Origin of the sequence: Burkholderia cepacia, assembly GCF_029962485.1 — a bacterium.
Lineage (GTDB): Bacteria > Pseudomonadota > Gammaproteobacteria > Burkholderiales > Burkholderiaceae > Burkholderia.
Window position 1 is genome coordinate 1696229 of sequence record NZ_CP073637.1, and the last position, 17888, is coordinate 1714116.

The window sequence follows — 17888 nt, forward strand, 5'->3', positions numbered from 1 at the left end:
CTAGACTGTCCCGGCAAAAGAAGAATGAAGGCCGGGGCCATGAAAAATAGAAATGCCGTCATTTATGCCGCAGGGTGGGGCGCCACCATCGTCCTCACCATAGTTGATTTGCTGTGGGCACGCCGGGCCGGCATTGGAATCGGCCAAGGATGGCCGAAGTCAGCGATTACTGAAATCAGCATAGCCTTTGTTGCCTCGGCCATCCTATATTGGCTCGCCTCACTCGATCGATATCGGTGGCTGACCCAGGCATTTCGATGCAAGGAAGTCGCTGCTGCGATCGTATACTTGATCACGATCGCAGTATGGGGTCAGGCCGTTTCGATTGCGTCATATCTCGGCACGAGCCTCGACATCCCGACGATCGCGAGTATCCTCGATCGCTTCGACACGGCGATTGGCTTCCACTGGCTGGATGCGTACCGCTGGGTCGCCGCGCACCACAGTCTCCGCATCGTTCTCGCATACGCCTACTTGAGTGCGTTCGCGCAATTCTTCCTCATTGGCGCCTTACTAGCGATTGCTCGACGTCCAAACGACATCGCAGAATTCGCTGTCGTCATTTTCGTGTCATCGATCCTGCTGTTGCTCGTATCGATTCCATTTCCGGCCGAAAGCGCATTCGTTTACTACGGGATTACAGATCCGGGGACCTCCTCAACCGTGAGCGATTTCGCGCTCCTTAGAAATGGCACCATGCACGTCATTAATCCGTATGCGGTCCAGGGACTCGTGTCGATGCCGTCGTTTCACACCATGCTGGCGATTTTCTTCGCGTACAGCGTGCGGCATGTCCGGTTCGTGTTTCCGGTCGCTATCATCCTGAACGGTGTCATGATCGCGTCGACGATCACGGTCGGCGGCCACTACCTCGTTGACGTGTTCGCGGGCGTTGTGTGCGGCGTTGCGGTGATATTGGCCGTCCGACTGGGGCTTCGCCGCCGATCCTCGGAGCGCGGCGCTGTGGGTTGGCCTTCGCCTGCGTCCGACACTGACGGATCATCGGCAGCGGCTCGATAACGCTCGGCGCTCTCAGGTCATATCATCCCTGCGCGCCGCATCTCTTCCCGCAGCAGGTGGTGAGCCGCAGGAAGTGGCCGGTTGGGCCACCGAGAACGCCTCGATCATTTCCGGCAGCGTCCGCAGTTTTCCACCAGTCCATGATCTTCTGGAGCGACTTCCGGAGCGTCACCACGTCGAGAATCAGGCGCCGGACCTCTGGGTCTCGGTTTGTGCGCCAAAGCTCGCGTAACTCGCTTTCCGATGGCGACACGAACTTCGGCATCTTCGGCGCGTGCCGCAGCTCGATCGTCGGACGCACCACGTTTCGGTCGACTTTCGTCTCCTCGAGCGCCTGTATCGCGGACTCGTCGGAGAATTGACCGGTCAGCGTCTGGAACTCGCCGACCGTTACGGGGACGCAGATGTGCCGGCGTTCACCCGTTTCGAGGTCCGTGTACTCCCAGATGTAGGCCCAACGCGGTTTCATGATGCGATATATTGCTGTATGGGTATACAGTGTATCGCGGGGTAAGATGGGGCCGTCAAGAACGAAAATAGCGGACGGCCGATGTGCACGAATTACCGCGCGCCGCATGAGGACTACGAGTTGCGCGAGCTGAAGATCCAGCCATTCAGTGACTTGTACCAGCGCTTTCCGTGGAAGCCCGAGATTTTTCCCGACTACTTCGCGCCGATCGTGCGCGCAGCCGGCGACGGTGCCGAACCGGTGATCGCGCTTCGGGGTGATGCCGAAGGCGTTCCAGCTGGCGGGGAAGCATTTCATGACCGTCAACGCCAGGTCCGAGACCGTTGCCGAGAAGCCGGCGTATCGGACGGCATGGCGAGCAGGGCAGCGCCGCCTGATCCCTGCGGCGTGGATCTACGAACCGAACTGGGAGACCGGTAAGCACGTGCGGTACTGGATCGGCGTCGGCGATTGGGAGCCTTACTGCGTCGCTGGAATCTGGCGCGCATGGCGCGGGCCTGACGGCTCCGAAACGCTCGCCATGGCGATGCTGACCGTCAACGCCGACGCGCACCCCGTGATGAAGCACATGCACAAGCCCGGCGACGAGAAACGGTCGGTCGTGATTCTGCGGCCGGCCGATTACGACGAGTGGCTGCACACAACGAACGTCGACGCGGCGCGCGCAATGCTGCAGCTCTACCCGGCCGACGAGATGGTCGCCGAGCCGATGCCGGCGCAGCCGAAGACGGCTTAATTCTCATTCGGTGCGACGTCAGGCCGATCGGTTGATCCATGACCTGCTTGCATGTCTCGCGGTAGATGGCTTGATCGTCCGCAGTGCGCTATGATCGTCATGACGGGTGAGCGTGACGTGGCACGTCGCGAGGTCCGGGGAGGCGGGAATTTTGTGGAATGAGGTCTGAAAATTGACGAGTAATCAATGGTCGCTTCGACTCATGAATTCCACGCGATCGGCTCAAACCCTTATCTGACAAGGGTTGACCACTAAGATTGTGATTCCTGTCGTCGTGGGTTCGAGTCCCATCAGCCACCCCAAAAATTCAAGCAAAAAGCCCGGTTCAATGAGCCGGGCTTTTTGCTTTTCGGCGCAGCCACAGCGCGGTGGTTTCTCGTCAGGGTGTCTTTGACGAAGTGGTATGCCCGCATTCAACTCATCGAGCACGGCGAGTTTCGGTGTTGATCTTCAAAAGAGCGGCTTCGTAAAGCCGATTGCCCGACAGCAGTATCGGTCGAATGTGCGGGGACACCCTATGCACAAAAGAATCGAATGCCATATCGACGCATTCGACGGTTACGAAATCATCGTCGAGTCTGTACAGCCGGCACCCGGCAGCGCATGGATGGCGAACGTTCGGGTTCGCAAAGACGGAGTCGAATCGCCCAGGCGATATGACTTCGATACCGAGTATGAGACCTCGGATGAGGCGAAGCAGGCAGGTGTCGAAATTGGGCGCGACATCGTGCGCGACATCAATCGATAGTGCGACTTCATTGACCTCTGCAACGTGGATGGCGCGGAGGCGAAAGAAGGCCCGAGTCCGAACCCCGCCGTGTTTCCCGGTCGTTGCGCCGACAACGTTCACCCCCGTTCGCCTACGACGTTACCTCTCCCGCTAAGGTTCGCGCGTTCCGTGCCGTTATCTTTCCTGGACAGCCCTCGTGCCTCGAATGCTGATCCGTTTTCTTGCCTGCTCGCGTCATGCGTGAGCAGGCTTTTTTCGTTTACGGCGCTGCATCGAGGACTGATTGGCGGAATGGAACAGGGACTTGGCGCGAGCCGACAAAGCGCGACAGTCTTACGTTGGTGTAATGTATCGTCTTCCTCGTGCCCTCATGCTTTGCAGGGCCGTTCGATCCCGACGACCCATGAAGGCGCCGGGATTTTTTTTGCGTACGCGCTGATGGCGCCGCGCCGTGCCACCGAGCATTGCATTCCGCAAAGCGCGGTATATTTTGCGACGAGACATACCGTTCGAGAGAACACGCTACGAGGAGTCGCCGACCCATGCCGGACATCCGGACCACGCTGCGCGCCGCGACGACGCACGACGCGTCCCTCATCGCCCGCCTGCATACGCTGAGCTGGCAGACCGCATACAGCCATATCCTTCCGGCCGCCTATCTGTCCGATGAGGTACCGGCCGAGCACGCGATCCGGTGGCGCAAGTATCTCGATCGCAACGAGGACGAGTGGGGCCTGGTGCTGATCGCCGAATGGGACGGCGAGCCCGTCGGCTTCGTCAGTGCGGAACGCCCCGTCGATCCGGCGCTCGGTGTGCTGCTCGATTGCCTGCATGTCCATCCTTCGCATCACGGCAGCGGGACGGGCAAGCGCATGATCGAAGCCGTACGCGCGTGGGCGCGGTCGATCGGCGCAGGCAAGGTCCACCTGCAGGTGCTGGACGGCAACGTGCGTGCGATCGGCTTCTACGAGCACAACGGCTGGCAATTGGCCGGTATTGAAACAAGCCGCATTGGCTCGACGGAAGTCACCGATCGGATTTACGCGATACAGGCTTGAAGCCTTGCCGGCATCGGGGCGAAAGCCGGGCGCACTTCGCCGTTACTCGCCGCAATATCGAATCAGCAAATCAGCTTCTGTCTCGTGGATCTCGACGGGCAGGGTGGTTGCGCCTGCGTAGGCAAGATAGCGCGCACGATGCTGGCCGTTGCGAAACGACGCGACGCCGATTTTCGACAGGCCGGGAATGCCGAACAGCGTTCGCGTTCTGGTCTCGCGAAACGTAATGAACGGCATGTCGGGAATCCTGTCCTGATCCGGATCGAGGAATTCGCGAATACCCGCGGCTTTTCCAGGAGCCCAGTACTGAACTGACGGCAGCACATAGTCCGTGGTGTCGCGGTCGGCGCAGGCCAGCAATTTCTTCAGGTCGATCGTCACGACCCGATGTCGCGAGTCGTCGGACGAGAACACCCGCTTGAGGTGCGTATAGGCATACGGGGCATGCCCGGGGAGCTGGATAATCCAGACATCTACGCCGCTCTGTTGTGCGTGGGCGAGTGTCATTATTTCCTCTTCTGGCGCAATCGGTCTCTTTGGTTTGAGTTTAGCAGCGCGATCGCGGCCGCGGAGCAGATCGATACCCGGAATAGAAAAATGGAGCGAGTCGCCGCGTAGCAGGAGGTGCAGAGAAAACAGGCGGCAAAGTAGAGGCAGTCATGCTTCGGCGGTCGATATCGACAGATTGCGAGAATATCGCGATACTGCCAGCCGAAATGACGCGCTGTGCAATAGTCATGCAAGATTCACGCAGTGGCGCGAAACGCGGCACGCGCAGGTCATCATAAGAACGGAGAGGGCGGAGTGACGGGAGCAAACCATGTCGTCGCAACTTGAGATCGAGTATCTCGATTTCCGTTTCACCGCGACGCTCGAAATCAGGGCGTCCGGCCGGACAGCCGTGGTCGACTGGCAACTCGAATCCGACGCGCGAAGCAAGACGCTCGCGTGGATCGTGTTCGATCGCTTTCTCGCGCGGAACGACTTCGCCGATGAAGAGGATGCGCGTGCCAATATCGTCGACTGGCTGGAGCGGCTTGCTGACCCGCGGTCCGGCGCATCTGCCGAGATCGCGAAGGCTGGTGCGGTGGCTTCCGGAGCGGCGGCTGCCGGGGGCGTGTCGACAGACGCATCGGCTACCGAAATCGTCGGCGAAACCGTCATTGAAATCGTCAGCGATCTGGACTGGATCGACATGGTTGTCGACTGGTTTTCCAGCGGTTCGCCTTGATGGCGAAACCGGATTGTCGCGATTCTGGTGTGATTCCGGTTATTACGCTCGTGAAATGAGGTTTTCCAAAAAATCAGGCGCAAGAAAATGCAGCCGAAATCTCGGCGCTTGAAAAAATAGAATAACGCTGCTTTGACAATATGCGTGACTTCCCGGAAACTGCCCAGATTCCGAGGACGTCCGCTTGTACTAAATAAAAAAGTAGAACGCCAGACATGAAAAGAAGAACACCACTGACGGCTGGCAGCGACCAATATCCCTGCCGACATGGCAGGCCGCACCGCCGTGCCGTTCAATGACGGCAGAAATATTCCTGCATCTTCGACACGTTCGAGTATCGCGGCGCCGTATTGGCGTCGTCTTGCCGGCAATCGATCGAGGTATCGCGATGCGGACTCGTCGCGCGGGGTGGAAGGATTGCGGGCAGATTCCATTTCGCACTTCACCGCACCGTTATGACCGACTGCCGACCGTGCGATGGCGATCGGGGTGATTGCGCCAACACCCATCCTCGTCGGAGTGCTCGCGTCGACCGCGGCTCTCGCGCCCGGCCAGTGAGGCTGTTGGCCGTCGCCGCATTGTCACCGAAGGGTGAGTTGCCGCACAGACCATCGCGTCACCCTCGATCACAATTTGGCCGGTTGACCGTTCTTCCCCGGCCCGGTCAACCATTTCCCCGCTCGCTCGCGCAGGAGCGGGGGCTTTTTGCCCGTCCGACGCCGGGAGGTTGCGTCGGCGGAACCGGACAGGCGTTCGGCAGGCTGCGCGACGGCACCCACTGCGCGCCCTGGCAACCGTTCGCCTGATCCGCACGAATCACTTTCCTCGTGCCTGAGCGAACCCTCAGGCCCATCGCCGGTTTCGGCCGGCGATGCCTTGATCCCGGCGGCGCGTCACAACGCTGCCGGGATGTTTTTTGCGCCAGACGCATTGCGTCACGACGTGCGCAGCAGTCACGCCGATCTATTTAGCCAGCCTGTTCGACGCTGGTTTCCCATCCGTCGTATTCCCCGCCGAGCGAACGCACTTCGCGATTGATCGCGATCGTGTGGCGTGTGATGTCGGCCAGCGCCATCGTGCCTTCGTGCGAAAACCGTACGGCCGACTTGCCGTCTTCGGTCGGCGCGACCGATTCGACCGGATAGCCTTTCGCTTCGGCCCAGTCCGCGAACTGGTGCGCGTCGCTCGGGTCCGGGAAGTACGCCCAGTGCATCACGCGCCGGCTCACGTCGCTGGCGTCGCCTTTCTCCCGCAACGCGTCCAGCACGCGCATGTCGCGCATCATCTGCCAGTCGTCGTCGGTCGGGTAAAGGGTCTGCCAGTACGCTTCCTTGTCCTGATCGTCCTGATGCGCGTACTGAAGCGCGTAGGCCGTTTGTTCGGCCAGCGCGTCGACGATCTCGGCCGCGGCCGTTTCGTCGAACGGCACGTAGAACAGGAAATCCCGGTTGCCGTCCACGGTGATACGGCCGACCTGCACGCCGCCTTTCGCGGTGATCGTCGCATCCAGCAGATCCTCGATCTTCGCGAGATCGGCGAATTCGTCGCCGGCCGGCAGGCCGTCGGGCGTCGGATGCGCGAACGGCACGCGCACGGTGAGCAGCGACGTACGCGGATCGCCTTCGGCGATTTCCGCGAAGCTGTGGTTGAAGCTGATGAAAGCCTGATGGTCGCCCATTCTGGCAGGGAAGGTTCCCCAGGCGTCGGTCATGTGTTTCTCCCGTACACGATTGTCTGTTGACGGTTGTAAAGCGTCCCAATGTATCATCGAAAATCGCGATGGCAGGGCAAGCGCGCATCATTGCGGCCGCGCCGGAAACGCAGGCGAGATCCGCGGCCGCCCGTGACTCGCCGCAGGTGTGCGACGGGCCGCAAGAAATTCGAAGGAGATTCCGATGTCGATGTTTGCGGTGAATGGTGTTCGAATCGATCTGCTCACCGCGCGCGTGACGCACGTGCGCTGGGCGGCCGTGAATCCGGCCGACCGTTCGTGGGCGGCGACGCCGAGCGAGGCGCCGGTGGCCGACGTGGCGCGCGCGCTTGCGTCCGGCAGCGATGTCCGCGCGATCTTCTCGGCATCGGACGACACCGCGATCGGGCCCAGGCTGAAACGCGTGCGGTATCGCGATGCGTCGGAAGGCATCGAACTCGACATCGATGCAACGAGCGAGTCGCGCACGTTGCACGATCTTCCGCAAATCTGACCGGAACGGTCTGCGTCGGCATTCGCGTGCGCTTCTGAATCGACTGCGGTGCCCGGCTGGACGGCCGTTCGCACAACGCCGATCGCGAGGCGTAGTATCGGGTCATCACCATACTGCATGCCGGTTGCGCCAGAACGGTCTGGAGGGGCATGCGATGTGCGGCGAGCCGGTATCCGAATCGAATCGCGCAAACGCGTACGAGATCATGTCCAGGCCTGTCATCGCTCCGTTGGCATTCGCACTTTGTCTGGCGCTCGCTGCCTGCCAGACCGCGCCCGAGACGCCGCTTCCGCAGCCGTCGCCCGAGACCGCATCGGCAGCCGTGTCGGCATCGTCGCCGGCCGAGCCGATTCGCGGCATGGGCATGGCGCCGCATCTGGCAGGGCAAAGTCACTGGGCCGTCGGTCAGTGCACGACCAACGGCACCGTCAAGGTGTGCAATTAATTGACTGGATCCGACGGCGCGGCACTTGTTCCGCGTGAACGAGATCGGAACCTTGACCGGGCACCCGCGCCGATGGGCCGGTTGCCGTCGACGCGAGCAAGCGAGCAATGAACGAGGAACCCGCAACAAACGATTCCGGCTTGCCTGTCGATCCCGCCGAGGGAACCGTCATCGGCCAGTTGCCGATGACGCTGGCGGTCGACGGCCGGAGCCTGAAAAGAAGGGCGCTGGTGTGTGCGGTGCTTGCCGTGGCGAGCCTGTGCGGTTATGCGGCCGATCCGACGCTCTGGCCCGTGGCGGCGCTGGCCGCGACGCTGGTGCTGGCCAGCGCGGCCTTCTTCATCTCGTCGCGGCGCAAGATGGCGCTGCATATCGACGAAACGGGCTTCAGGCTGATCGGGGCCGCACGTGAAAAGCCCGTCACGCCATGGCGCGACGTTACCGAATTCAGGATCATCAGCGTGGCCGGGAATCGTTACATCGGCTACCAGTTCTCGCCGCATTCGTCGCGGACCAAGGTGCCGGGTGGCGTGATGCTGCCGATCGCCCGATTTGTCGAGCTTCCGCTCGACGCGGTGGCCGGGTTGCTGGAGGCATGCCGCCGTCAGTTCGGCACGTCGGTCGATCGGGCCGACCGAATGGAGTGACGCCGCCCGATTCGGGCGCCCGCGCGATTCGCGACTCAAGAAAACAAAAAAATGTGTGCCGTCGTGTCGAATTCCGTTGAGGTCGTCCGTCGTAGCATCGGAGGCGTGCGCATTGCGCGTCCGTCCCGATTTTCGATACGACAACCGACTGAAGGAGCGACCCCCATGTCTACATCCGTCAAACCGATCCCGGAAGGGATGCGCACGCTGACGCCGCACCTGATCTGCGCCGGCGCGACAGCCGCCATCGACTTCTACAAGCGCGCATTCAATGCAATCGAACAGTTTCGCCTGGCGATGCCTGACGGCCGGCTCGCGCACGCGTGCCTCATGATTGGCGATTCGACGCTGATGCTGGTGGATGAAATGCCCGAACACGGCGCACTCGGGCCGAAGGCGCTGAAAGGCACGTCGGTCTGCCTGCACCTGTATGTACCCGATACCGATGCCGCGATCGCGAAGGCCGTCGCGGCCGGCGCGACGGTCACGATGCCGGCTGCCGACATGTTCTGGGGCGATCGCTATGGCCAGGTCGAGGATCCGTTCGGCCATCGCTGGTCGCTCGCGACGCATCAACGCGACCTGACGCCCGAGCAGATCGCGGAGGCCATGGCCAGCGCGCCGCCGTGCGGGAGCTGATGCAACCGCGCAACCGCGGCTGAAAGGGGCGGCGGCAAGCGCTCGCCCCCGGTTTGCCCGCGCTTACGCGCCAGTCGTCTTGCCGCGCTGCTTGTCCTCGTACATCAGGTGATCGGCCGAGGCGAGCAGGTCGGCCACGGCCGGATGGCGCGCGGGATCGTACGCGACGTGCCCGACGCTGAACCGGATGGCGTAGCCGCGCGCGTCGGCCGCGTTGCGCAACGCGAGCGCCTGCGTCACGCGTTCGACCGGCTCGACGACGTCGGCCGGATCGGTGGCGCTCAGCAGCACGACGAATTCATCGCCGCCGAGCCGGGCGATCACGTCGCTGTCGCGCAGTGCGCCGGTCAGCGTCTCGGCGAATGTCTTGAGCGCACGATCGCCTTCGGCATGACCGAAGCGGTCGTTGACCGCCTTGAAATCGTTCAGGTCGAAGAACAGCAGCACCGCGTGACGGCCGAGGCGATCGCACAGACTCAGCACGTGGCGGGCGAGGATCTCGAAGCCGCGCCGGTTCGTCAGTTGCGTGAGCTCATCGGTGGTCGCGAAATGCAGTGCGGCGATCTCGCGTTCGGTCATGTGGGCGAGATCGCCGAGCAGTGCGAGTTCTTCGGGTTCGAGCGAACGCGGCCGCGTGTCGATCAGGCACAGCGTGCCGATGGGTGCACCGTTCGGTGCCGCGAGCGGCCGGCCGGCGTAGAAGCGAATGCCTGGTGTGCCGGTCACGAGCGGGTTGTCGTGGAAGCGGTTGTCGTTCAGCGCGTCCTGGATGACCATCGTATTGCCCGCGAGCAGCGCGTGCGCGCAGAACGATACGTCGCGCGACGTCTGCGTGGCGTCGAGGCCCGCATGGCTCTTGAACCACTGGCGATGCTCGTCGACGAGGCTGACGAGCGCGATCGGTACGTCGAACAGCCGGCGCGCGAGACGCGTCAGGCGGTCGAATCGCTCTTCGGGCGGCGTGTCGAGGATCGAGAGCGAATGAAGCGTGTCGAGTCGGGCTGCCTCGTCGGCCGGTTTCGGTGCGATTTGCATGGGCCTGGTCTCTTGTCCCGGCTGCAACGCCGGTCACGGGATCGTATGCAGGACAGTATCGCGCATTCTTCGGCGCATCGCCAACTTGCCAGTCCGGCGGCGGGCATTTCTGGCGTCGTCCCGATCGATGCAGATGCGGTGAGAAGCAGGTGTCATGAGTCTGCATTGCATCACGATGCAGAATCGTCTGCGCGACGTCTCAAGGTGCTCGGCACAATGCCGTAAATAGGGCGAGTCCAATCGTTCATCGCATCCCACCGCACCATGGTTCGAATTCTGTACGCGGGCTATCTCGCGTTTGCGCTGTATCTGCTTTACCCGATGGTTGAGAACACACTGGCGTTCAGCACGGATTGCGTGCGCAATGCGCTGCCTGGTTTGTCGACGTCTTCGGCAAGCAGCGTGGACGGGCGCGCGAACCGCTGTGCGCCGACCGCGCAGGCCGGTGCCGCCACCGGGAGGATGCCCGAAATCCATTGAGTACGGCAGCCGTCGCGCATGTCGTGCGATGCGTGACGCGGCGTACTGGCCATTCGGCCGAATTGAACATCGCACCATGCTCGCCGATCATCTGCATCACGACGGTTCGAACGCGAGGTGTCGAGAAACGGCGCCAGGCGCGCGGCGTGCGTCAGTAGCTGGAGCGGTACGGCGTGCCCTGATCGAAGCGGCTTTGCCAGTGCGTGAGATAGCGTGACGCGAGTTGCGGATTGTTCCAGACCACGACGACGTTTTCCGAGTTGCGGCTGGCCGCCGACGCGCTGTAGTTGAACGAACCCGTTTCGACGTGCTCGGCGTCGATCACGAGGTACTTGTCGTGATGGATCGCATAGGCGTCGATCGTGCGTGTCGGGATGCCGGCATTGACGAGCAGGTTCAGCGCCTGCTTGCTGCTCTTGGCACGGTTGCCCTTGTCGTCGACGACCACCGCGACATTGACGCCGCGTCGCTTCGCATCGAGTAGTGCGCGCGTGACGGGCGGCGATGTGAACGAATACGCGGCAACCCGGATCGAGCTGCGGGCGGCGCCGATCGCTTTCAGCACGAGTGCCTCGGCGCCGCCGTCGGGCGAGAATGCCGATTCGACGACTTGTGTCGCGGGTGCTTCGTGAGTGGGCGCAGGCAGCCATCGTGACACGAGGTCGATCGCCTGCTGGAGCAGCGATTCACTTTGTGTCTTGCCGAAGGCGGCGAATGGGGTGGCGAGCAGGGAAGCGGCGAGACAGGCAGCGGCGAGGCGATTGCGCGACAACATCGTGGACAGCGAAAAATTTCGAGACAGCGGGCCGTGAGTGTAACGCAGACGTAGCGGCGCGGTCACGCGAGTATCGCGACGCGATTGCCCGCGCGATGTTCACTCGTGGCAGAGGCGATGACGCAACGTTGCATCGAGCGTCAATCCTTGACCGTCGGCGCGCCGGTTTCGCCGGATGCGATCCATCCCGGTCCCGGCTCGGGCTGCACGTCGCGCGCATCGAGCGGTTCGCCGCAGGCCGAGCATACGGTGAGCGCATGCATCAGCTGGCCGCAGGTACGGTGGCGCAATTGCACCGGCGGCCCCTGGCCGTCGTCCTTCCAGCGGTCGCCCCATGCCATCAGCGCAAGCAGGGCCGGGTAGAGGTCGAGGCCCTTGTCCGTCAACCGGTATTCGAAGCGCGGTGGACGCTCCTGATACGCACGCTTGACCAGCACGCCTTCGTCGACGAGCCGCGCGAGCCGCTCGGCCAGCACGTGGCGCGTGAGGCCAAGCTGGGTCTGGAACGCATCGAAGCGGCGGCAACCAAGGAATGCGTTGCGCAGGATCAGCATGGTCCAGCGGTCGCCGAGCACGGCGAGCGTGCGCGCGACCGAACAGTTCAGCGTGCCGATGTCATCCCATTTCATCGTCGAGTCTCTTGCCTCTTGCGGCGGTTCAGCGAAAAAGCGGGTTCTATTATAGAACCCGTCTTCGGTCGTCATGGGCGCGGCTGCGTTGACAACGGCCGGCATCGTTGCCGATAATGAGTTCCAATTTGGAACTTACTCGCGCGGCGACGCGCTTTCAACCCGGAGACAACCCGATGAATCCGCTTTCCCTGTCAGGTCTCGATCTGCTGCGCGCAGCTGTGTCGGGCGATGCGCCGCTCGCATCGATTTCCGAGACGATTCCGATGCGTCCGCTCGACGTCGAGCTCGGTTACGTGAAGTTTTCGGCGCGGGCGGACGGCCGGCACCTGAATCCGCTGGGCGGCGTGCATGGCGGGTTCGCCGCCACGGTGCTCGATTCGGTCACGGGGTGCGCGGTGCATTCGATGCTCGACGCGGGCGTCGGCTACGGTACGGTCGATCTGCACGTGAAGATGCTGCGGCCGGTGCCGCGCGACGTCGAGCTGGTCGCGGAAGGGCGCGTGATTCACCTGTCGCGTTCGCTGGGCGTCGCGGAGGGCACGCTGAAGACGCCGGACGACAAGATCGTCGCGCATGCGTCGGCGACTTGCTTCATTCAGCGGCCGCAGTAACGGCGGGCGGCAGCGCCGTTGTCCGGGCCGCGCGTGAACCTCCGGAGCGGCGTCGAAGGCCGTCTGTAAGTGTGGGCGGCGCGAGTCTGAAGCGGTCGCTTCAATGTGATAGCGTTTCTGATTTCCACCGACGCGACAGGAACAGCATGGAATACCGCACACTCGGCGATTCGGGCATCGAGGTCAGCCTGGTCGGGCTCGGCACGATGACGTGGGGCGAACAGAATTCGGAACGCGACGCGCACGAGCAGATCGACTACGCGATCGCCCAGGGCGTGACGCTGATCGATGCCGCGGAGATGTATCCGGTGCCGCCGAAGCCCGACACGCAGGGCCGCACCGAGCAGTACATCGGCACCTGGCTCGCGCAGCATCGCGCGCAGCGCGAGCGCATCGTGCTCGCGACGAAGATCGCAGGTCCCGCACGGCAGCCGCACAACCCGCGCCATATCCGCGGCGAGGGCAACCAGTTCGACCGCAAGAACCTGACCGAGGCGCTCGACGGCAGTCTCAAGCGCCTGCAGACCGACTATGTCGATCTTTATCAACTGCACTGGCCCGATCGCAGCACGACGACGTTCGGCCGCCCCGCGTATCCGTGGGTCGACGACGCGTACACGGTGCCGATCGAGGAAACGCTCGGCGTGCTCGCGGAATTCGTGAAGGCAGGCAAGGTGCGGGCGATCGGCGTGTCGAACGAAACGCCGTGGGGCGTCGCGCAGTTCCTGCGTGCGGCCGAGAAGCTCGGGCTGCCGCGCATCGCGAGCATCCAGAATCCGTACAGCCTGCTGAACCGTACGTTCGAGAACGGGCTGTCGGAGTTCACGCATCGCGACGGCGTTGGCCTGCTCGCGTATTCGCCGCTCGCGTTCGGCTGGCTGTCCGGCAAGTACGAGAACGGCGCGCGTCCGGCTGGTGCACGCATCACGCTGTTCGAGCGCTTTCAGCGCTACAGCAAGCCGCAGGCCGTCGAGGCGACGTCGCGTTACGTCGCGCTCGCGCAGCGTCACGGGCTGTCGCCCGCGCAACTGGCGCTTGCGTTCGTCAACAGCAGGCCGTTCGTGCGCAGCAACCTGGTGGGCGCAACGTCGATCGAGCAGTTGAAGGAGAACATCGGCAGCATCGACGTGAAGCTGTCCGACGAGATCCTCGCCGAGATCGACGCGCTGCACGAACTGCAGCCGAACCCGGCGCCGTAAACGGCGCGCGGCCCGTCGCGGCATTGCTCCGGGACGGGCCGCACCGGCGGCGCATCGCTGCGCCGTCGCTTCCCAGGGTTATCGCATCTTGAGCCGCGTGCGCGCGACGAACAGCGCGGCGAGGCTCAGCACCGCACAGCCCATCAGATAGAGCGCCGGCGACAGCCGGTTACCTGTCGTGCTGATCAGCCAGGTGATCACGAACGGCGCAAAGCCGCCGAACAGCGTGACGCCCGTGTTGTAGCTGACCGCGAGTCCCGTCGCGCGCGTCTGCGACGGGAACAGTTCGGCCATCAGCGCCGGCAGCGCGCCGCAGTACATCGCCTTCAGCATACCGATCCAGACCAGCGCGGCGAGCATCGTCGCGAACGACGCGTGACGCGTCAGCCACGCGAACGTCGGCCACACGGTGACGAGCATCAGCAGTGCCGCGACCGCCATCATGCGGATCCGCCCGGTACTATCGGACAGATGGCCGACGATCGGCGTGACGAGCGTCAGCACGAAGCCGGTCGCAAGCGTCGCGGCGAAGCCCGTCGACGCAGGCAGCCCGAGCTGCTTGATCGCGTAGGTCGGCATGTACAGGATCATGTAGTTGATCGCGGTCGAGATCACGAGCGCGCCGATCGACAGCAGGACCCGCAGCTTTTGTTCCGCGAACAGCTCGCGCACGGGCGCCTCCGAGCGTGCCTGCGTCTTGAACTCGACGCCTTCGTCGACGTAACGGCGGATGTACAGCCCGACCGGGCCGATCGCAAGCCCGAACAGGAACGGCACGCGCCAGCCCCAGCTTTCGAGTTGCGCGGTTGTCAGCGTGGCCGTCAGCAGCGCGCCGAAGCCCGATGCGAGCAGCGTCGCGAGGCCCTGGCTCGCGAACTGCCAGCTCGACATGAAGCCGCGCCGCTGCGGTGCGTGTTCGACGAGGAACGCAGTCGAGCTCGCGAATTCGCCGCCGGCGGAGAAGCCCTGCATCAGCCGCGACAGCATGATCCCGAGTGGCGCGAGAATGCCGATCGATGCGTAGGTCGGCATCAGCGCGATCAGCAGCGTGCCGGCCATCATCATCGCGATCGACAGCAGCAGCGACGCCTTGCGGCCCGCGCGGTCCGCGTACGCGCCGAGCACGAAGCCGCCGATCGGCCGGATCAGGTAGGACAACCCGAAGGTGCCGAGCGTCAGCATCAGCGACGTCGCTTCGCTCGTCGCGGGGAAGAACAGCTTGGCGATCGTCACCGCGAAGAAGCCGTAGACGATCAGGTCGAACCATTCGAGCGCGTTGCCGATCGACGCCGCGAAGATGAGGCGCCGGATCTTCGCGGCGCTGGGGCGCGCGGCGTCCTGCGAGGTCAGGGTGGTCGTGTTCATCGTATGTGCAGGTCCCGTGAAAGGGGCGAAGCGCGTTACAGGGCGGCGCCGGCCGCGGCGGGTGCCGCGCGGCGAACGGGAGGCGCGTCGTCGCCGAGATCCCAGAAGAGGCCGGCCATCATCTGCAGCCCCTCGCTGACGACGCTCGCGAGCAGGTGCTCGTCGGGCGCGTGCTGCGAGCATGCCGGGTACGAGTGCGGCACCCACAGCGTCGGCAGCCCGAGCGTGTCGGCGAACACTTCGTTCGGCAGCGTGCCGCCGAGATTCGGCAGGATCGCGGGCTTCTTGCCGGTGGTGCGCGCCAGCGATGCGACGGCCCAGCGGACCCACGGATCGTCCGGCGGCACGCGCGTTGCCGGGGCGCCGCGTTCGACGTCGATCTCGATGTCGGCGAAGCCGTGCGCATCGAGGTGCGCGCGCAGGTGCGCATGCAGCGCTTCCCAGTCGGTGCCGACGACGAAGCGCAACTGGCAGTGCGCGTACGCGACGGGCGGGATCGCATTGACGGGATGCTCGGGATTGCCGGCCTTGAACGCGAGGATCTCGAACGTGTTCCAGCCGAACACGCGCTCGGCCGCGGAGAGGCCGGGCTCGCCCCAGTCGGCGTCGAGAGCCGGGTCGCCGGGGCCGCCGCCGACGGACAGATCGGCGAGCGCGTCGCGCACGGTGGCCGGGATCGGCGGCGGGCGCAGCCCTTCGACGCAAATTGCGCCGCGCGCGTCGACGAGGCTCGCGAGCGCATGCGCGAGCACGATCGCCGGGTTGCGCAGCAGCCCGCCCCAGTTGCCGGAGTGATGCGCGCCGTCGCGGGCGCGCAGGCTCAGCTTGAAGTTGACCGAGCCGCGCGAGCCGAGGAACACGGTCGGGCGTGCGGCGGCGATGCGCGGGCCGTCGGACGCGATCAGCACGTCGGCCGCGAGCGCGTCGCGTTCCTGGCGGCATAGCGCGTCGAGGCCCGGCGATCCGGTTTCCTCACCCATCTCGATCAGCAGCTTCGCGTTGAAGCCGAGCCGGCCGCCGCGTGCGTCGAGCACGCTGGCGAGCGCGGCCAGGTTGATCGTGTGCTGGCCCTTGTTGTCGGCGCTGCCGCGGCCGTACCAGCGGTCGCCGTCGGCCGTCAGCGTCCACGGCGACAGCGGCGCGCGCCACTGCGCGTCGTAGCCGCGCACGACGTCGCCATGGCCGTAGATCAGCACGGTCGGCAGCGCGTCGTCTTCATGACGCGATGCGAGCAGGAACGGGCCGCCGTCGTCGACGGGGTTGTCGACGATCCGCGACGTGAAGCCGAGGCGGGCAGCCTCGGGCGCGATTTCGTCGGTCAGGTACGCGCGCAGCGCGGCTTCGTTGCCGCTGTCCTGGCTTTCGGTGCGCAGGCCGACGCGGCGGCTCAGGGTCGTGAAGAACGCACCGGATTCGAACTGGTTCAGCGCGTGCTGGAGGGCGGCGGTACGGCTCAAGTCGTGTCTCCTCTGACGGGGTCGCCACGCGCGCGGACCGCGCATGCAACGTGAAGTGCGATCGATTCTAGAAAGCCGTTTTTTTTGTCACAATGATCGAATTTCGAACCTTTCTTTGCCGAAAAGGCAAAGCAGCGTGGCCGGATGCGGCGCGGAGACAGAACGATGGCGGCTTTCCTGCATGGCCTGGCGTTGCGGTATTTCGTCGAGGTGGCGCGCACCGGCTCGATCAGCGACGCGTCCGCGCGGCTGCACGTGGCCGTGTCGGCGATCAGTCGCCAGATCGCGAAGCTCGAGAGCGGGCTCGGCGCACCGTTGTTCGAGCGCCGGCCGCGCGGGATGGCGCTGTCGGAGGCCGGCGAGCGGCTGCTGGCGTTCGCGCAGCGCAGCCTGCTGGAAGCCGAGCACGTGATGAAGGACATCGGCGGGCTCGACGCGCTGCACGGCAGCCTGCTGAAACTCGCGTGCTCGGAAGGGTTCGCGATCGATTTCCTGCCCGGCGCGCTTGCGAGCTTCAAGGCGCGCCACCCAGGCGTCGATTTCACCGTGTGGGTCGTGTCGCCGGCGGAAGCGACGCGGCGGGTGCGTGACGGCGACGCGGACATCGCGTTGACCTTCAGTCTCGCGCCGGAGAAGGGCGTGCGCGTCGAGCACACCGAGCGCGCGCCGGTCTTCGCGCTGGTGCGGCACGACCATCCGCTCGCGACGCGCGACGCGGTGTCGCTCGCCGATGTCGCGCGGCACGCGCATGTGCTGCCCGAGGCCGGCACGACGGTGCGCCAGCTGATCGACATTGCGTGTGCGCTCGACGGGCTGCTGCTCGAGCCCGAACTGACGAGCAACAACACCGCGGCGATGTACGGCTACGCGCGGCGCACGGGCGCGGTGATGTTCACGGGGCTGCTGTCGGTGCGCGACCGTTTCGATGCGGACGGCTTCGTCGTCGTGCCCGTGACGAACCCGCAACTGCGCGAGCGCAGCATCCAGGTGCAGACGATGGCGGGGCGCGATCTGCCCGCGTCGGTACGGGCGTTCCGCGATCACCTGATCGACGCGATGCAGGTCGCATCGGCGCCGCCGACTGCCGTGCGCGGCCCGAGACGCCGGCCCGTGAGATAATCGTCAATCCGCCTTCCGTGTTCATGCGGCTCATCG

General features: G+C 64.4%; 20 protein-coding genes and 1 pseudogene. 13 read left to right on the forward strand and 8 right to left on the reverse strand.

Annotated features, from left to right (window positions below; translation table 11 throughout):
* Positions 1–39: 39 nt before the first annotated feature.
* Complete coding sequence (locus KEC55_RS07890) at positions 40–1020, forward strand: phosphatase PAP2 family protein (protein ID WP_282507412.1); 981 nt, start codon at positions 40–42, stop codon at positions 1018–1020.
* Between the two features lie 22 nt (positions 1021–1042).
* Here KEC55_RS07890 and KEC55_RS07895 read toward each other — a convergent pair whose 3' ends face one another.
* Positions 1043–1489 (reverse strand): hypothetical protein, encoded by a 447-nt coding sequence (locus KEC55_RS07895; protein WP_282507413.1) that lies wholly within the window; start codon positions 1487–1489, stop codon positions 1043–1045.
* Between the two features lie 81 nt (positions 1490–1570).
* On the opposite strand from KEC55_RS07895, the pseudogene KEC55_RS07900 reads away from it, so the two are divergent.
* The 3 genes and pseudogenes from KEC55_RS07900 (at position 1571) to KEC55_RS07910 (ending at position 4013) form a co-directional block, all read left to right on the forward strand.
* Positions 1571–2225: pseudogene (locus tag KEC55_RS07900) on the forward strand (SOS response-associated peptidase).
* A gap of 403 nt (positions 2226–2628) precedes the next feature.
* On the forward strand, positions 2629–2973 hold the full coding sequence (locus KEC55_RS07905; RefSeq protein ID WP_282507414.1) for a DUF6566 family protein: 345 nt from the start codon (positions 2629–2631) through the stop codon (positions 2971–2973).
* A 524-nt stretch (positions 2974–3497) separates the two neighbouring features.
* Positions 3498–4013: a GNAT family N-acetyltransferase gene (locus tag KEC55_RS07910; protein WP_282507415.1), complete on the forward strand. Its 516-nt coding sequence runs from the start codon at positions 3498–3500 to the stop codon at positions 4011–4013.
* A 42-nt stretch (positions 4014–4055) separates the two neighbouring features.
* Here KEC55_RS07910 and KEC55_RS07915 read toward each other — a convergent pair whose 3' ends face one another.
* Positions 4056–4520 (reverse strand): plasmid fertility inhibition factor family protein, encoded by a 465-nt coding sequence (locus KEC55_RS07915; protein ID WP_282507416.1) that lies wholly within the window; start codon positions 4518–4520, stop codon positions 4056–4058.
* Between the two features lie 313 nt (positions 4521–4833).
* Between KEC55_RS07915 and KEC55_RS07920 the strand changes: the two genes are divergently transcribed.
* The gene (locus tag KEC55_RS07920) at positions 4834–5244 is read left to right on the forward strand and encodes a hypothetical protein (protein WP_282507417.1); all 411 of its coding nucleotides are present in this window, start codon (positions 4834–4836) and stop codon (positions 5242–5244) included.
* A gap of 967 nt (positions 5245–6211) precedes the next feature.
* On the opposite strand, the gene KEC55_RS07925 is transcribed toward KEC55_RS07920, so the two are convergent.
* The gene (locus KEC55_RS07925) at positions 6212–6955 is read right to left on the reverse strand and encodes a DUF695 domain-containing protein (RefSeq protein WP_282507418.1); all 744 of its coding nucleotides are present in this window, start codon (positions 6953–6955) and stop codon (positions 6212–6214) included.
* A 184-nt stretch (positions 6956–7139) separates the two neighbouring features.
* On the opposite strand from KEC55_RS07925, the gene KEC55_RS07930 reads away from it, so the two are divergent.
* From KEC55_RS07930 to KEC55_RS07945, 4 genes are all read left to right on the forward strand, one after another.
* Positions 7140–7448 carry a phosphatidylserine/phosphatidylglycerophosphate/cardiolipin synthase gene (locus tag KEC55_RS07930; protein ID WP_282507419.1) on the forward strand — a complete coding sequence of 103 codons (309 nt, stop codon included), beginning with the start codon at positions 7140–7142 and terminating at the stop codon, positions 7446–7448.
* 205 nt (positions 7449–7653) lie between these two features.
* Positions 7654–7893 carry a hypothetical protein gene (locus tag KEC55_RS07935; RefSeq protein WP_282507420.1) on the forward strand — a complete coding sequence of 80 codons (240 nt, stop codon included), beginning with the start codon at positions 7654–7656 and terminating at the stop codon, positions 7891–7893.
* A 107-nt stretch (positions 7894–8000) separates the two neighbouring features.
* Positions 8001–8540: an aspartyl-tRNA synthetase gene (locus KEC55_RS07940; protein WP_282507421.1), complete on the forward strand. Its 540-nt coding sequence runs from the start codon at positions 8001–8003 to the stop codon at positions 8538–8540.
* A gap of 165 nt (positions 8541–8705) precedes the next feature.
* Complete coding sequence (locus tag KEC55_RS07945) at positions 8706–9179, forward strand: VOC family protein (RefSeq protein WP_282507422.1); 474 nt, start codon at positions 8706–8708, stop codon at positions 9177–9179.
* Positions 9180–9242: 63 nt separating this feature from the next.
* On the opposite strand, the gene KEC55_RS07950 is transcribed toward KEC55_RS07945, so the two are convergent.
* Positions 9243–10214 (reverse strand): GGDEF domain-containing protein, encoded by a 972-nt coding sequence (locus KEC55_RS07950; RefSeq protein ID WP_282507423.1) that lies wholly within the window; start codon positions 10212–10214, stop codon positions 9243–9245.
* A gap of 264 nt (positions 10215–10478) precedes the next feature.
* Between KEC55_RS07950 and KEC55_RS07955 the strand changes: the two genes are divergently transcribed.
* On the forward strand, positions 10479–10694 hold the full coding sequence (locus tag KEC55_RS07955; protein WP_282507424.1) for a hypothetical protein: 216 nt from the start codon (positions 10479–10481) through the stop codon (positions 10692–10694).
* Between the two features lie 151 nt (positions 10695–10845).
* Here KEC55_RS07955 and KEC55_RS07960 read toward each other — a convergent pair whose 3' ends face one another.
* Together KEC55_RS07960 and KEC55_RS07965 are read right to left on the reverse strand one after the other, a co-directional pair.
* The gene (locus tag KEC55_RS07960; protein ID WP_174991448.1) at positions 10846–11469 is read right to left on the reverse strand and encodes a phospholipase D family protein; all 624 of its coding nucleotides are present in this window, start codon (positions 11467–11469) and stop codon (positions 10846–10848) included.
* Between the two features lie 140 nt (positions 11470–11609).
* Positions 11610–12098 carry a winged helix-turn-helix transcriptional regulator gene (locus KEC55_RS07965; RefSeq protein WP_282507426.1) on the reverse strand — a complete coding sequence of 163 codons (489 nt, stop codon included), beginning with the start codon at positions 12096–12098 and terminating at the stop codon, positions 11610–11612.
* Positions 12099–12274: 176 nt separating this feature from the next.
* Here KEC55_RS07965 and KEC55_RS07970 point away from each other — a divergent pair, with 176 nt between their 5' ends.
* Together KEC55_RS07970 and KEC55_RS07975 are read left to right on the forward strand one after the other, a co-directional pair.
* Positions 12275–12712, forward strand: a complete 438-nt coding sequence (locus KEC55_RS07970; RefSeq protein WP_021156998.1) for a PaaI family thioesterase — start codon at positions 12275–12277, stop codon at positions 12710–12712.
* A gap of 146 nt (positions 12713–12858) precedes the next feature.
* On the forward strand, positions 12859–13911 hold the full coding sequence (locus tag KEC55_RS07975) for an NADP(H)-dependent aldo-keto reductase (protein WP_282507427.1): 1053 nt from the start codon (positions 12859–12861) through the stop codon (positions 13909–13911).
* Positions 13912–13989: 78 nt separating this feature from the next.
* Here KEC55_RS07975 and KEC55_RS07980 read toward each other — a convergent pair whose 3' ends face one another.
* Both KEC55_RS07980 and KEC55_RS07985 read right to left on the reverse strand, forming a co-directional pair.
* On the reverse strand, positions 13990–15276 hold the full coding sequence (locus KEC55_RS07980; RefSeq protein WP_282507428.1) for an MFS transporter: 1287 nt from the start codon (positions 15274–15276) through the stop codon (positions 13990–13992).
* Between the two features lie 35 nt (positions 15277–15311).
* Positions 15312–16733, reverse strand: a complete 1422-nt coding sequence (locus KEC55_RS07985) for a M20 family metallopeptidase (RefSeq protein ID WP_282507429.1) — start codon at positions 16731–16733, stop codon at positions 15312–15314.
* A gap of 165 nt (positions 16734–16898) precedes the next feature.
* On the opposite strand from KEC55_RS07985, the gene KEC55_RS07990 reads away from it, so the two are divergent.
* Positions 16899–17852, forward strand: coding sequence for a LysR substrate-binding domain-containing protein (locus KEC55_RS07990; RefSeq protein ID WP_282507430.1), 954 nt, complete (start codon positions 16899–16901; stop codon positions 17850–17852).
* Positions 17853–17888: the final 36 nt, after the last annotated feature.

Coding starts and splice junctions, on each gene's coding strand:
- KEC55_RS07955 (WP_282507424.1), top strand. CDS start 10,479: ATGGTTCGAATTCTGTACGCGGGCTATCTCGCGTTTGCGCTGTATCTG.
- KEC55_RS07910 (WP_282507415.1), top strand. CDS start 3,498: ATGCCGGACATCCGGACCACGCTGCGCGCCGCGACGACGCACGACGCG.
- KEC55_RS07970 (WP_021156998.1), top strand. CDS start 12,275: ATGAATCCGCTTTCCCTGTCAGGTCTCGATCTGCTGCGCGCAGCTGTG.
- KEC55_RS07895 (WP_282507413.1), bottom strand. CDS start 1,489: ATGAAACCGCGTTGGGCCTACATCTGGGAGTACACGGACCTCGAAACG.
- KEC55_RS07975 (WP_282507427.1), top strand. CDS start 12,859: ATGGAATACCGCACACTCGGCGATTCGGGCATCGAGGTCAGCCTGGTC.
- KEC55_RS07890 (WP_282507412.1), top strand. CDS start 40: ATGAAAAATAGAAATGCCGTCATTTATGCCGCAGGGTGGGGCGCCACC.
- KEC55_RS07915 (WP_282507416.1), bottom strand. CDS start 4,520: ATGACACTCGCCCACGCACAACAGAGCGGCGTAGATGTCTGGATTATC.
- KEC55_RS07935 (WP_282507420.1), top strand. CDS start 7,654: ATGTCCAGGCCTGTCATCGCTCCGTTGGCATTCGCACTTTGTCTGGCG.
- KEC55_RS07950 (WP_282507423.1), bottom strand. CDS start 10,214: ATGCAAATCGCACCGAAACCGGCCGACGAGGCAGCCCGACTCGACACG.
- KEC55_RS07960 (WP_174991448.1), bottom strand. CDS start 11,469: ATGTTGTCGCGCAATCGCCTCGCCGCTGCCTGTCTCGCCGCTTCCCTG.
- KEC55_RS07965 (WP_282507426.1), bottom strand. CDS start 12,098: ATGAAATGGGATGACATCGGCACGCTGAACTGTTCGGTCGCGCGCACG.
- KEC55_RS07930 (WP_282507419.1), top strand. CDS start 7,140: ATGTCGATGTTTGCGGTGAATGGTGTTCGAATCGATCTGCTCACCGCG.
- KEC55_RS07990 (WP_282507430.1), top strand. CDS start 16,899: ATGGCGGCTTTCCTGCATGGCCTGGCGTTGCGGTATTTCGTCGAGGTG.
- KEC55_RS07920 (WP_282507417.1), top strand. CDS start 4,834: ATGTCGTCGCAACTTGAGATCGAGTATCTCGATTTCCGTTTCACCGCG.
- KEC55_RS07940 (WP_282507421.1), top strand. CDS start 8,001: ATGAACGAGGAACCCGCAACAAACGATTCCGGCTTGCCTGTCGATCCC.
- KEC55_RS07905 (WP_282507414.1), top strand. CDS start 2,629: ATGCCCGCATTCAACTCATCGAGCACGGCGAGTTTCGGTGTTGATCTT.
- KEC55_RS07980 (WP_282507428.1), bottom strand. CDS start 15,276: ATGAACACGACCACCCTGACCTCGCAGGACGCCGCGCGCCCCAGCGCC.
- KEC55_RS07925 (WP_282507418.1), bottom strand. CDS start 6,955: ATGACCGACGCCTGGGGAACCTTCCCTGCCAGAATGGGCGACCATCAG.
- KEC55_RS07945 (WP_282507422.1), top strand. CDS start 8,706: ATGTCTACATCCGTCAAACCGATCCCGGAAGGGATGCGCACGCTGACG.